Genomic DNA, 12,939 nt, shown 5'->3' on the forward strand with positions numbered 1-12,939 from the left:
CCCCGCCGCCGACTACGGCAGGTCGCCCTCGAGCACGGCCATCGCGGCGTTGTGCCCGCCGATACCGCTGACCGCGCCGCCGCGCACCGCACCGGAACCGCAGAGCAGCACGCGGGGGTGCGCGGTCGCGACGCCCCACCGGGCGGCGGGGCTCGCGAGCTCGTCGCCGGGCCCGGCCCACGGCCACGACAGCGGCCCGTGGAAGATGTTGCCGCCGGGCATGCCGAGGGCCTCCTCGAGGTCGCGGGTGGTCTTCACCTCGATGCAGGGCCGGCCCGCGGCATCCGTCGAGATCACGTCGGCGATGGGCTCGGCGAGCACCGAATCGAGCGAGGCCAGCACGGCGTCGCGGAGCAGGTCGCGCAGCTCGTCGTTGCCGTAGCGGTCGACGAGCCGGTCGGGCACGTGCAGGCCGAACACGGTGAGCGTCTGGGCGTCCGAGTCGGCGAGCTCGGGGCCGAGGATGCTGCGATCGCTCAGGGTGTGGCAGTAGATCTCGCAGGGCAGCGGGTCGGGAAGGACGCCCCCGGAAGCGCTCGCGTAGGCCTCGGCGAGCTGCGAGCCGAGCTCGTTGATGTGGAACGTGCCCGCGAACGCCTGCTCGGGCGCGACCGCGTCGTCCCGCAGCCGGGGGAGGCGCGAGAGCAGCAGGTTGACCTTCACCTGGGCGCCCTCGGGGATGCCGAGCCGTTCGACGCGGCGGCGCGCGTACTCGTCGAGCGGGACCTCCGGTTCGTCGGGGAACGGCGGCTCGTCGCGCGGGGCGACCGCGGGTGCGGGCTCCGCGTCGGCGTCGGCGTCGGCGTCGCGGGTCGGGGCATCGCCTTCGCTTCCGGCCCCGGCGCCGCGTGCGCCTTCGGTCGCGCTCTCGACGGGGGATGGCGGGAGGAGCCGGTCGAGCACGACCGGCGCGACGTTCGCGAGCACGACGTGTGCCCGCGCCATCCGCTCGTCGCCCGCCTCGAGCCAGCGGACCTCGCCCGTGTCCGGGTCGACCGCGGTGACCTCGGCCTCGGTGCGCAGGGTCGCGCCGGCCTCGCGCGCCGCCCGCGCGAGCTCGCCGGTCACGGCGCCCATGCCGCCGACCGGCACGTCCCAGTCGCCGGTGCCGCCGCCGATCACGTGGTACAGGAAGCACCGGTTGGCATCGAGCTGCTCGTCGTGCAGGTCGGTGAAGGTGCCGATGAGGCCGTCGGTCGCGATGACGCCGCGGACGAGGTCGTCGGCGAACCGCGCCTCGATCGTCTCGCCGAGCGGCTGCTCCACGAACTCGCGCCAGATCCGCTCGTCGCCGACCAGCGCCATGGCCTCGTCCCGCGTGGGCAGCGGCTCGGTCAGGGTGGGGAAGAGCGCCTCCGCGATGCGGGCGGTGTCGGCGTAGAACGCCTGCCACGGCTCGGCGTCGTCGACGGCGCCGATGCGGGCGAAGGCGTCGCGGGCGGCCGCGGCATCCGCTTCGACGTCGACGAGGAGTCCGCGTGCCGGGTCGCGCGGGTCGGGGGTGTACGACGAGAAGCGGCGCCGCACGAGTCGGATGTCGAGCCCGAGGTCGTCGATGATGCGCTGCGGCAGCAGGCTCACGAGGTACGAGTAGCGGCTGAGGTGCGCGTCGACGCCGTCGAACGCCTGCGCCGAGACGGCCGCTCCGCCCAAGTGGTCGTCGCGCTCGAGCAGCAGCACGCGTCGGCCGGCGCGGGCGAGGTAGGCGGCGGCGGTCAGCCCGTTGTGGCCGCCACCGACGATGACGACGTCGTGGCCGGGAGCGGCGGCGGAGTCGGGGGCGTTCGGCACGTCATCGGGCATCCCACGAGCGTAGACGACCAGCCCATGCCACCGGCCCCCTGCCACCGCCGCCGTCCCGCCCCACCCCCCACCGCCATCTCGTGCAGAAAAGGGGGCTCTCCGCGGCTGCGAAGCGTCCATTTCTGCACGAGATGGGTGGGGGGGGGGGGGGGGGCAGGTGGGGGGTCAGGGGGGCGAGGGGGCGCCGGGACGGTCGCTGCGCGCCGCGGCCCGGGCGAGCGCGTCGCGCGCCGCCACGACGGCGGGGCGCCGGGCGGATGCGCGCCGCGTCGACGAGAAGACCTCGCGCTCCGGGTCGCCCGGCAGCGGCGCGAGGTGCACGCTCGGCGGCTCACCCGCCCAGACGAGGTCGGGCAGCAGTCCCACGGCGATGCCCGAGCGGATCAGCCGGATGTGGGCCATCAGGTCGGCCGTCTCGAACCGCACGTCGGGTTCGAACCCCGCGTCGCGGCAGAGCTGTTCGGCGAAGCGGCGGGCGGCGGTGCCCCGCGGTTCCATCACCCAGGGCAGCGAGGACGCCCCGCGCAGCTGGTCGGCGGACGCACCGCGCGGCAGCCCGCCGCCGTTCCCGGCGAGTGCGGCGTGGTCCTCGGCCGCGCGGATGCCGCCGGGGGTGGGCGGGTCCGCGGGTGCCGGGCCGGGGGGCGCCGCGACGTCGACGGGAGCGGCGGCCGGGTCGAGACGGCGGACCCCGCGTCGCCGCGCCGACGGGTGCGGCGGCAGCGCGAGCCGGATCGCGTCGCGGGCGAGCGGCACCCGGTCGAGCTCGGGGTGCAGCGGGCGGGTCGTACCGGGGTACTGCTCGGCGACGACGAGGTCGAAGTCGCGCGCGGCGACGTCGAACAGGGCGAGCTCCGGCTCGCGCTCGGTGATCTCGACGCGGAGGTCGGGGTGCTCGGCGGCCAGCAGCGTGAGCGCCTGCGGCACGACGGCGTGCGCCGCCGACTGGAACACCGCGATGCGCACCGTGCCGCTGACCGTGGTGAGCGAGCGCGCGACATCCGCTTCGGCCTCTTCGAGCCGTTCGAGCACCGCCTGCGCGTGCCCGACGAGCAGTTCGGCCTGCGGCGTGAGCTGCACGCGCCGGCCGACCTGCACCAGCAGGGGGACGCCGGCCTCCTTCTCGAGCTGGCTGAGCTGCTGGGACACCGACGACGGGCTGTAGGCGAGCGCCTCCGCGACGGCGACGAGCGTGCCGCGCCGGCTGAGCTCGACCAGGAGGCGCAGGCGGCGGACATCGAGCATCGCGTGGCACCTCCTCGTGCGCCATCCGTCGGAGTACGTTCGGCGTGCCGGATGTCGAGACCTCGAACGTTCGGGAAACATGAACAGTATGCATCGGATTCGTTCGCTGTACCGAACGGATGCAACGGGCGCAGACTGGGAGTGCCGGGCGTGCACCACCCCCGGGCGCCCTCCGAGACAAAGGACATCGCCGTCGTGACCACCCAGAACACGCTCGCGGACGTCGTTCCGAGCACCGACCACGTCGTCGCCCTCGTCGAGCGCTGGCTCGCCGAGAGCACCGAGCACCCGGTCGACCCGGCCGCCCAGCGCCTGGCCGGCGTGCTCAAGGATCCGAAGGGCCTCGCGTTCACCGTCGGGTTCGTCGACGGCGTCATGCGCCCGGAGGACCTCGGCGTCGCCGGTCGCAATCTCGCCCAGGTCGCACGGCTCACCCCGAAGTTCCTGCCGGCTCACCTCAAGGCCGCGATCCGCCTGGGCGGGGCGATGGCGCCGACGTTCCCGTGGATCGTCATCCCGATCGCGCGCCGGGTCCTGCGCGCCATGGTCGGCCACCTCGTGCTCGACGCCACCCCGACCAAGCTCGGCCCGGCGATCCAGACGCTCCGCGAGACCGGCAACCGCCTGAACCTCAACCTGCTCGGCGAGGCGGTGCTCGGCGAGCACGAGGCCGACCGCCGCCTGCAGGGCACGTACGACTTCCTCGCGCGCAGCGACGTCGACTACGTCTCGATCAAGGTGTCGAGCGTCGTCAGCCAGCTCTCCATGTGGTCGTTCGACGAGGCCGTCGAGAAGGTCGTGACGAAGCTCACGCCGCTCTACGAGCTGGCGGCGAAGAGCCCCACGCCCAAGTTCATCAACCTCGACATGGAGGAGTACCGCGACCTCGACCTCACCATCGCGGTCTTCAAGAAGGTGCTCGAGCAGCCCCAGCTGCAGGGTCTCGAGGCGGGCATCGTGCTGCAGACCTACCTGCCCGATGCGCTCGGCGCGATGCAGGACCTCACCGCGTGGGCGCAGGCGCGCCGCGCCGCGGGCGGCGCGCCCATCAAGGTGCGCGTCGTGAAGGGGGCGAACCTCGCCATGGAGCACGTCGACGCGGCGGTGCACGATTGGCCCGTCGCGACGTACTCGACGAAGCAGGACTCCGACACGAACTACAAGCGGGTGCTGCACTGGTCGATGACGCCCGAGCGCATCGACGCGGTCAGGCTCGGCGTCGCCGGCCACAACCTGTTCGACGTCGCCCACGCGTGGCTCACCGCCAAGGAGCGCGGCGTCGAGCACGGCGTCGAGTTCGAGATGCTGCTCGGCATGGCCACCGGGCAGGCCGCGGCGGTCCGGGGCGACGTGGGTCGGCTGCTCCTCTACACGCCCGTCGTGAACCCGAGCGAGTTCGACGTCGCGATCGCGTACCTCATCCGCCGTCTCGAGGAGAACGCGAGCCAGGACAACTTCATGTCGGCCGTGTTCGAGCTCTCGGAGAACCGCGCCCTCTTCGAGCGCGAGCGCGACCGCTACCTGCGATCGCTCGACGCGCTCCGCGGCGAGGACCCCGAGGGCCCTGCCCCGCAGCCGAACCGCACCCAGAACCGCCGCACCGAATGGGACGAGAAGGATGCCGCCGAGCTCGGCCTGCCCGTCGCGGCGCCGGCACCCGGCGACCAGCACGAGGGTTCGCTCACGAGCGTCGTGCTCGGCATCACGCGAGGCTCCGACGGTGAGCCGGTGCTCGGCTACGCCGACGAGGTGGACGCCCTCAGCGGCCCCGGGGTCACGCCCGGCTTCCGCAACGAGCCCGACACCGATCCCGCCCTCGCAGCCAACCGCGAGTGGGGCCGCCGCATCCTCGAGCGCGTGCCGACCTCGACGCTCGGCATCGACACCCTGGCGGACCACCGTATCGAGACGGCCGAGGAGCTCGAGCAGCTCATGTCCACGGTCGCCGCGAACGGCGCCGAGTGGGGCCGGATGCCGGGCGAGGAGCGGGCCGCCGTGCTGCACCGCGCCGGCCTCGCGCTCGCCGCGAACCGCGACCGGCTCATCGAGGTGATGGCGGCCGAGACCGGCAAGACCATCGCCGAGGCCGACCCCGAGATCTCCGAGGCGATCGACTTCGCGCACTACTACGCCGAGCGCGCCCGCGAGCTCGACCGCGTGCAGGGCGCCCGCTTCGTGCCGTCGAAGCTCACCGTGGTCACCCCGCCGTGGAACTTCCCCGTCGCGATCCCGGCGGGCGGCGTGCTCGCCGCGCTCGCCGCGGGCTCGGGCGTGATCATCAAGCCCGCGAAGCTCTCGCAGCGCTCGGGCGCGATCATGGTCGAGGCGCTCTGGGAGGCCGGCATCCCGAAGGACCTGCTCGCGCTCGTCGACCTCGGCTCGCGCGAGCTCGGCACCAAGCTCGTCTCCGACGAGAAGGTCGACCGCGTCATCCTCACCGGCGCCTACGAGACGGCCGAGCTGTTCCGCTCGTTCCGGAAGGACCTGCCCCTCCTCGCCGAGACGAGTGGCAAGAACGCGATCATCGTCACGCCGTCGGCCGACCTCGACCTCGCGGCATCCGACGTCGTGAAGAGCGCCTTCGGGCACGCCGGCCAGAAGTGCTCGGCGGCGTCGCTCGTGATCCTCGTCGGCTCCGTCGCGAAGTCGGAGCGGTTCCGCCGCCAGCTGGTGGATGCCGCGACGAGCCTCCGCGTCGGCTGGCCCGAGCACCCGGCGAGCCAGATGGGCCCGATCGTCGAGCCCGCGAACGGCAAGCTGCTGCACGCGCTCACCACGCTCGGCGCCGACGAGGAATGGCTCGTCGAGCCGCGGCAGCTCGACGGCACCGGCCGCCTGTGGTCGCCCGGCATCCGCGGGAACGTGAAGCCCGGCTCGTACTTCCACCTCACCGAGTTCTTCGGCCCCGTGCTCGGCATCATGCACGCGAAGGACCTCGACGAGGCGATCCGCTTCCAGAACGCGGTCGACTTCGGCCTGACCGCGGGCCTGCACTCGCTCGACTCCGACGAGCTCGCCACGTGGCTCGCGAACGTCGAGGCCGGCAACCTCTACGTGAACCGCGGCATCACCGGCGCCATCGTGCAGCGACAGCCCTTCGGCGGCTGGAAGCGCTCGTCGGTCGGTGCGGGCGCCAAGGCCGGCGGCCCGAACTACCTGTTCGGCCTCGGCGACTGGGAGCCCGACCACGGCGACGGCAGCCGGTCGCTGCACCTCCGCGGGCTGGAGAAGCGCGTGATCGAGCTCATCGAGGCGTCGCAGTCGTCGCTCGACTACGAGTCGTACGAGGTGCTGCGCCGCGGCGCGCTCTCCGACGAGGTGGCCTGGGCCGAGGAGTACGGCACCGTCAAGGACGTGTCGGGCGTGGGCGTCGAGCGGAACCTGTTCCGCTACCTGCCGCTGCCCGTCACGGTCCGCATCAGCGAGGACGCCACCCTCGCCGACGGGCTCCGCACCATCGCCGCGGGCCTCCTCGCGAAGTCGCCGCTCACCGTCTCGACCGCGCACGAGCTGCCCAAGGGCGTCCGCGCGCTGCTCGCGGCCCGAGACATCCGCGTCATCCGGGAGGGCGACGCCGGCTGGCTCGACCGCGCGCGTCGCGGCGAGGTCACCGGTCGCGTCCGCCTCGTCGGCGGCTCGGCGACGGCGCTCGCCGAGGCGACGGATGGCACGCCCGACCTCGCGGTGTGGTCGCACCCGGTCACCCCGTCGGGCCGCGTCGAGTTGCTGCCGTTCCTGCACGAGCAGGCGGTGTCGATCACCAACCACCGCTTCGGCAACCCGACGACGATCTCCGACGACGTGATCTAGGGGCGCTCCCGAACGGATGCCACGAGGGGGCGGTCGCGTGACGCGGCCGCCCCCTCGCCATGCCCGGCGTGCCGCGGCCGGCCGGCGGCATCCGCTGCCCGCGACCTTGTGCGCGCGGGAACGCTGCGCTAGACACGGAGCAGGTTGCGACGCCGCGTCCTGAACCATCCGCCCGATGGCGGATCGAACGGGGGAGGGGGCCTTGATGGCATCGACGGCCGAGGCGCCGGCGACCTCGAAGCTGAGCCTCCCCGCGCTGACCGCGATGGTCGTCGGCTCGATGGTGGGCGCGGGCGTGTTCCAGCTCCCGGCGCGCTTCGCGAGCGAGACCGGGGTCTCCGGCGCCCTCATCGCCTGGACCATCGCCGGGCTCGGCATGCTCACGCTGGCGCTCGTGTTCCAGACGCTCGCGATGCGCAAGCCGCAGCTCGACAACGGGGTGTACGTCTACGCGCGCGCGGGCTTCGGGGTGTACCCCGGCTTCCTGTCGGCGGTGGGCTACTGGGCGTCGGCGTGCGCGGGCAACGCGTTCTACTGGGTGCTCATCATGACGACGCTCTCGCAGCTCTTCCCCGACCTGAGTCCGGTGCTCGGCGAGGGCGACACGTGGCCGGCGTTCCTCATCTCGGTCGCCGCGGTCTGGGGCGTCTACCTGCTGATCCGCCAGGGAGTGCGCGAGGCCGCCGCGATCAACTTCATCGTCACGGTCGCGAAGCTCGTGCCGCTCGCGCTGTTCCTCGTGCTCGTGATCTTCTTCTTCGACTGGGACGTCTTCGTCGGCAACCTGTCGGGCGATGCCGGGCCGGCGGGCGGCGAGGCGCTCTTCACGCAGGTGCAGGGCACGATGCTCATCACGGTGTTCGTCTTCCTCGGCATCGAGGGCGCGAGCGTGTACTCGCGCTACGCGAGGAAGCGCTCGGATGTCGGGCGGGCGACCGTGCTGGGGTTCCTCTCGGTGCTCGCGCTGTTCGCGTCGGTGTCGATCCTGTCGTACGGCATCCTGCCGCAGGCCGAGATCGCGGAGCTGCCGCAGCCGTCGGCGGGCGGCGTGCTCGAGGCGGCCGTCGGCCCGTGGGGCGGCGCCTTCGTCCGCATCGGGCTCATCATCTCGGTGCTCGGCGCCTACCTGGCCTGGCAGCTGCTGGCGGCGGACGTCGTGTTCGCGGCCGCGAAGGACCGCGACCTGCCGCGGTACTTCGCGCACCTGAACGCCCGGGAGGTCCCGGAGCGCGCCGTGCTGTGGACGTCGATCCTCGTCACCGTCATCCTCTTCCTCGTCCAGTTCGTGAGCGATGCGCTCGACTTCACGCTCGACCTCACGGCGGCGCTCTCGCTCACGCCGTACGCGCTGGCGAGCGCGTACGCGGTGAAGATCGCCGTGCAACGGGACGGGTACGCGGACGTCGCGCCGGGGCGCCGCACGCGCGAGCTCGTGATCGCGGTGATCTCGACCGCGTACACGCTGTTCCTGATCTGGGCGGCGGGATTCGTCTTCCTGTTCCTCGCGTGCATCCTGCTCGCACCCGCGACCGCGCTCTACGTCGTCGCCCGGCGGCAGCAGCAGGCCCGGGTCTTCACCCCCGCCGGTCTCGTGGTCTTCATCGCCATCGTGGTGTTCGCCGTGATCGGCGTCGCCCTGCTCGTCACCGGGGTCGTCCGACTCTGATCGTCCTCGGCGCCGCGGCGCAGAAGGGAGCACGTCATGTCGAACCCCTACGGGGTCCATTCGGAGGTCGGGCGGCTGCACAAGGTGCTCGTCTGCCGGCCGGGCCTCGGCCACGAACGGCTGACGCCGAGCAACAGCGACGAGCTGCTGTTCGACGACGTGCTCTGGGTGCAGAACGCCCAGCGCGACCACGCCGACTTCGTGCAGCGCATGCGCGACCGCGACGTCGAGGTGGTCGAGCTCCACGACCTGCTCGCCGAGACCCTGGCGGTCCCCGGGGCGCGCGACTGGCTGCTCGACCGCAAGATCGTCGCGAACGAGGTCGGCACCGGGCTCGTCGCCGACACGCGCGCGTTCCTCGACTCGCTCGACCACGCGGCACTCACGGAGTACCTCATCGGCGGGTTGTCGACTCGCGACCTGCCGGCCGAGTTCCGCGCGGCGGAGGTCGCGCTCGTGCGCGAGTCGGCGGGCCTGACCGAGTACCTCATGCCGCCGCTGCCAAACACGATCTACACGCGCGACACGACCTGCTGGATCTACGGCGGCCTCACCCTCAACCCGCTCTACTGGCCGGCCAGGCACGCCGAGACCATGCTGATGAAGGCCATCTACGAGTTCCACCCCGACTTCACGAGCAGCACCGTCTGGTGGGGCGACCCGGAGCAGGACTGGGGCCAGGCCACGCTCGAGGGCGGCGACGTGATGCCGGTCGGCAACGGCGTCGTGCTCATCGGCATGAGCGAGCGCACCTCCCGGCAGGCCATCACGGCCGTGGCATCCCGGCTCTTCGAGCGGGGCGCCGCGGACCGGGTGGTCGTGGCGGGGATGCCGAAGCTCCGCGCCGCCATGCACCTCGACACGGTGTTCACGTTCGCCGACCGCGACGTGGTGACGTACTACCCCGACATCGTCGACGGCATCCACACCTTCTCGCTGCGGCCCGCCGACGACGGCGGCATCGAGGTCACCGAGGAGCGCCGCTCGTTCATCGACGTCGTCGCGGAGTCGCTCGGCCTGGCGAAGCTGCGAGCGGTCGAGCCGGGCGGCGGATGGTACGCGGGCGAGCGCCAGCAGTGGGACAGCGGCAACAACGCCGTCGCGATCGAGCCCGGCGTGGTGTTCACCTACGACCGCAACACCTACACGAACGCGCTGCTGCGCAACGCCGGCGTCGAGGTGATCGAGATCGTCGGCGCGGAGCTGGGGCGGGGTCGCGGCGGCGGGCACTGCATGACGTGCCCGATCTCGCGCGACGCCGTGGACTACTGACCATGGCCGTGCACGCACCCATCGTGACGCTGACGATGAACCCCGCGCTCGACGTGTCGAGCACGGCCGACCGGGTCGTGCCCGAGCACAAGCTGCGGTGCGGGCCGAGCCGGTTCGACCCGGGCGGGGGCGGCGTCAACGTGAGCCGCGCCATCCGGAACCTCGGCGGAAGCTCGATCGCGGTCTACCCGCTCGGCGGGCCGACCGGGCAGGCCTACCGCGGGTTCATCGAGGAGGCCGGCCTCGTCGCCCGGGTCATCACGATCGCGGGCAACACGCGCGAGAGCTTCACCGTCGACGAGCTGTCGACGGGGGAGCAGTACCGGTTCGTGCTGCAGGGGCCGACCATGCGCGAGCCCGAGTGGCGCGCGTGCCTCTCGGTGATCGCCGACGAGCTCCCGGTCGGCGGCTTCCTCGTCGCGAGCGGCAGCCTGCCGCCCGGCGTGCCCGACGACTTCTACGCCATGCTCGCCGGCATCTCGGCCGATCACGACGTGCGGCTGGTCGTGGACGCCTCGGGGCCGGCGCTGCACCGAGCGCTCGAGGCCGGGGTCTTCCTCATCAAGCCGAGCCGGGACGAGCTCGCGGAGCTCGTCGGCGCCGACGGCGAACTCGACGAGTCCGAGCTGATCGAGGCGGCCCGCGTGCTCGTCGCGTCGGCGAGGGCCGAGGTGGTCGCCCTGACCCTCGGCGGTCGCGGCGCGGTGCTGGTCACCCGCGACGAGGTGCTGCGCCTGCCGACGCCGCGCGTGCGGGTGGCGAGCGCCGTCGGCGCGGGCGACGCGTTCCTCGGGGCGCTGGTGCTCCGGCTCGCGCAGGGCCGAACCCTCGCCGAGGCGTTCCGCACCGCGGTGGCCGCGGGCAGCGCGACGGCGATGCAGCCCGCGACCGAGCTGTGCCGGATCGAGGACGTCGCGCGCCTCGAGGCCGCCCTCGTGGCGGAATCGTCGACCGGCTGATGCCGCGCGATCGCGCGCGGACTCCGGAAGCGGGGAGGCCCGGCCCCGCCCCCGCGTGCCCCGGTCCACTAGCATTCGGGGATGACGAACCCGGCTCCGATCGACGACGTCCGGATCGGCGGCGAGGGCATCCGCCTCGGCCAGTTCCTGAAGTTCGCCGGCCTCCTCGATTCCGGCGGGGACGTGAAGGAGGCCATCATCGACGGCGCCGTGACGGTGAACGGCGAGGTCGACCGTCGACGCGGACGGCAGCTGGTGGTCGGAGACGTCGTCGGCTTCGACGGGCGTCGGGTCCGCGTCGCGCCCTGAGGCGCGTCAGTCTCGCCCGCGGTTGCGGCGACGGATGGCGCGGGGCGCCCGCCCGCCGACGAACGAGCGGCCGGCGTCGACGAGGAACCCGTTCCGGAGCGCCTCGCGCCCGATGAGCATGCGGAAGCCCATCTCGTCGCGGTTGGTCAACGTCACCTCGGCGGTGATCGCGCGGCCGAGGAGCACGAGTTCCATCAGCACCACCAGCCGTTCCTGCGTGTGGCCGGTCGAGCTGCGCACGATGCGCCGGTCGTGGACGGGAAGCTCGATCGTGGTGGCGTCCGCGTCGGTGTCCTGCCACGGGTGGATGCCGAAGCGCACCCACGCGGCGTCGTCGCGCTCGAACTCCTCGACGTCGAAGGCGTGCAGCGCCGACGAGCGGGCGCCCGTGTCGAGCTTGGCCTTCAACCACTCGACGTCGGCCTGGGGCAGGCGCACCCATTCGCGCCATCCGGCGATGGTGTTTGAATGGGTCGACACGTCCGTCACCCACTCATCTTGACAGGGACCCCCATGAAACTCGCGATCCTGTCGCGTGCCCCCCAGGCCTACTCGACCCAGCGTCTCCGTGCTGCAGCGCAGCAGCGCGGCCACGACGTCAAGGTCCTGAACACCCTCCGCTTCGGCATCGACCTCTCGGGCTCCGAACCCGACCTGCAGTACCGCGGCCGGCAGCTCTCGGACTACGACGCGATCCTGCCGCGCATCGGCAACTCGATCACCTACTTCGGCACCGCGGTCGTGCGGCAGTTCGAGCAGATGGACGTGTACACGCCGAACACCGCGAACGGCATCACCAACGCGCGCGACAAGCTGCGCGCGAACCAGATCCTCTCGCGCCACAACATCGCGCTGCCCGCCACCACGTTCGTGCGCAACCGTGCCGACCTGCGCCCGGCGATCGAGTCGGTCGGCGGGGCGCCCGTCGTGATCAAGCTGCTCGAGGGAACGCAGGGCATCGGCGTCATCCTCGCCCCGACCGTCAAGGTCGCCGAGGCGATCATCGAGACGCTGCACTCGACGCAGCAGAACGTGCTCATCCAGAAGTTCATCGCCGAGAGCCGCGGGCGCGACATCCGCGCGCTCGTCGTCGGCGACCGGGTGGTGGCGGCCATGCGGCGCGTCGCGAGCGGCGACGAGTTCCGTTCGAACGTGCACCGCGGCGGCAGCGTCGAGCCCGTCGAGCTCACGCCCGAGTACGAGCAGGCCGCCGTGCGGTCGGCGCAGATCATGGGCCTCAAGGTCGCCGGCGTCGACATGCTCGAGGGCAACGAGGGGCCGCTCGTGATGGAGGTGAACTCGTCGCCGGGCCTGCAGGGCATCGAGACGGCGACGAAGCTGGATGTCGCGGGAGCAATCATCGACTTCATCGGCAACCAGGTCGCGTTCCCCGAGATCGACGTGCGCCAGCGGCTCACCGTCTCGACCGGCTACGGCGTCGCCGAGCTCGTCGTGCACGGCGCGGCCGATCTCGTCGGCAAGACCCTGGGCGACTCGGGGTTGTGGGACCGCGACATCACGGTGCTCACGCTGCACCGCGGCACCGCGGTCATCCCGAACCCGCGCAAGGGCGTCGTGCTCGAGGCCGAGGACCGCCTGCTGTGCTTCGGCAAGCTCGAGGAGATGCGCTCGATGATCCCCGAGCGCCGGCGCCGGCGGGCGAAGGTGCGCCGCCTGCCGAAGGAGCCCATCCCCGCTCCGCAGGAGGCGCCGGCGGTCTGACGCCGTCTCGCGCGCGCTCCACGGGAGGTTTGTGCGCCGAAGTGAGGTTCCGATCCGCACTCACGCGCAGAAACCTCCCGTCGAGGCGAGGCGAGGCGAGGGCCCGCGGGGCGGGCGAGGCGAGGGCGCGAGGGGCCGCGGGGCGCGAGGAGA

9 protein-coding genes are annotated in these 12,939 nt (G+C 72.6%); 6 read left to right on the forward strand and 3 right to left on the reverse strand.

Annotation, left to right across the window (positions count from 1 at the left end; translation table 11 throughout):
• Positions 1-12: 12 nt before the first annotated feature.
• Both ACUY4T_RS06495 and ACUY4T_RS06500 read right to left on the reverse strand, forming a co-directional pair.
• Positions 13-1,803: a phytoene desaturase family protein gene (locus ACUY4T_RS06495; RefSeq protein ID WP_446018093.1), complete on the reverse strand. Its 1,791-nt coding sequence runs from the start codon at positions 1,801-1,803 to the stop codon at positions 13-15.
• 165 nt (positions 1,804-1,968) lie between these two features.
• A complete protein-coding gene (locus ACUY4T_RS06500; protein WP_446018094.1) occupies positions 1,969-3,048 on the reverse strand; it encodes a LysR family transcriptional regulator in 1,080 nt (359 codons plus the stop codon).
• A gap of 195 nt (positions 3,049-3,243) precedes the next feature.
• On the opposite strand from ACUY4T_RS06500, the gene ACUY4T_RS06505 reads away from it, so the two are divergent.
• From ACUY4T_RS06505 to ACUY4T_RS06525, 5 genes are all read left to right on the forward strand, one after another.
• Positions 3,244-6,858 (forward strand): proline dehydrogenase family protein, encoded by a 3,615-nt coding sequence (locus tag ACUY4T_RS06505; protein ID WP_446018095.1) that lies wholly within the window; start codon positions 3,244-3,246, stop codon positions 6,856-6,858.
• A 205-nt stretch (positions 6,859-7,063) separates the two neighbouring features.
• The gene (locus ACUY4T_RS06510; protein ID WP_446018096.1) at positions 7,064-8,524 is read left to right on the forward strand and encodes a basic amino acid/polyamine antiporter; all 1,461 of its coding nucleotides are present in this window, start codon (positions 7,064-7,066) and stop codon (positions 8,522-8,524) included.
• 36 nt (positions 8,525-8,560) lie between these two features.
• A complete protein-coding gene (locus ACUY4T_RS06515) occupies positions 8,561-9,796 on the forward strand; it encodes an arginine deiminase (protein WP_446018097.1) in 1,236 nt (411 codons plus the stop codon).
• Positions 9,797-9,798: 2 nt separating this feature from the next.
• Entirely contained in the window at positions 9,799-10,755 is a 957-nt protein-coding gene (locus ACUY4T_RS06520) for a 1-phosphofructokinase family hexose kinase (RefSeq protein WP_446018098.1), read from the forward strand.
• A gap of 81 nt (positions 10,756-10,836) precedes the next feature.
• Positions 10,837-11,064, forward strand: a complete 228-nt coding sequence (locus ACUY4T_RS06525) for an RNA-binding S4 domain-containing protein (RefSeq protein ID WP_446018099.1) — start codon at positions 10,837-10,839, stop codon at positions 11,062-11,064.
• A 6-nt stretch (positions 11,065-11,070) separates the two neighbouring features.
• Here the strand turns inward: ACUY4T_RS06525 and ACUY4T_RS06530 are convergent, their stop codons facing one another.
• Positions 11,071-11,553 (reverse strand): ATP-dependent zinc protease family protein, encoded by a 483-nt coding sequence (locus ACUY4T_RS06530; RefSeq protein ID WP_446018100.1) that lies wholly within the window; start codon positions 11,551-11,553, stop codon positions 11,071-11,073.
• 24 nt (positions 11,554-11,577) lie between these two features.
• On the opposite strand from ACUY4T_RS06530, the gene rimK reads away from it, so the two are divergent.
• Positions 11,578-12,786 (forward strand): 30S ribosomal protein S6--L-glutamate ligase, encoded by a 1,209-nt coding sequence (rimK, locus tag ACUY4T_RS06535; protein ID WP_446018101.1) that lies wholly within the window; start codon positions 11,578-11,580, stop codon positions 12,784-12,786.
• Positions 12,787-12,939: the final 153 nt, after the last annotated feature.

It is taken from the genome of Agromyces arachidis, from assembly GCF_052805135.1.

What these genes read in the sequence shown, in the direction of transcription:
- ACUY4T_RS06495 (WP_446018093.1), bottom strand. Translation starts at nt 1,803, where the DNA reads ATGCCCGATGACGTGCCGAACGCCCCCGACTCCGCCGCCGCTCCCGGC.
- ACUY4T_RS06500 (WP_446018094.1), bottom strand. Translation starts at nt 3,048, where the DNA reads ATGCTCGATGTCCGCCGCCTGCGCCTCCTGGTCGAGCTCAGCCGGCGC.
- ACUY4T_RS06510 (WP_446018096.1), top strand. Translation starts at nt 7,064, where the DNA reads ATGGCATCGACGGCCGAGGCGCCGGCGACCTCGAAGCTGAGCCTCCCC.
- ACUY4T_RS06515 (WP_446018097.1), top strand. Translation starts at nt 8,561, where the DNA reads ATGTCGAACCCCTACGGGGTCCATTCGGAGGTCGGGCGGCTGCACAAG.
- ACUY4T_RS06520 (WP_446018098.1), top strand. Translation starts at nt 9,799, where the DNA reads ATGGCCGTGCACGCACCCATCGTGACGCTGACGATGAACCCCGCGCTC.
- ACUY4T_RS06525 (WP_446018099.1), top strand. Translation starts at nt 10,837, where the DNA reads ATGACGAACCCGGCTCCGATCGACGACGTCCGGATCGGCGGCGAGGGC.
- rimK (WP_446018101.1), top strand. Translation starts at nt 11,578, where the DNA reads ATGAAACTCGCGATCCTGTCGCGTGCCCCCCAGGCCTACTCGACCCAG.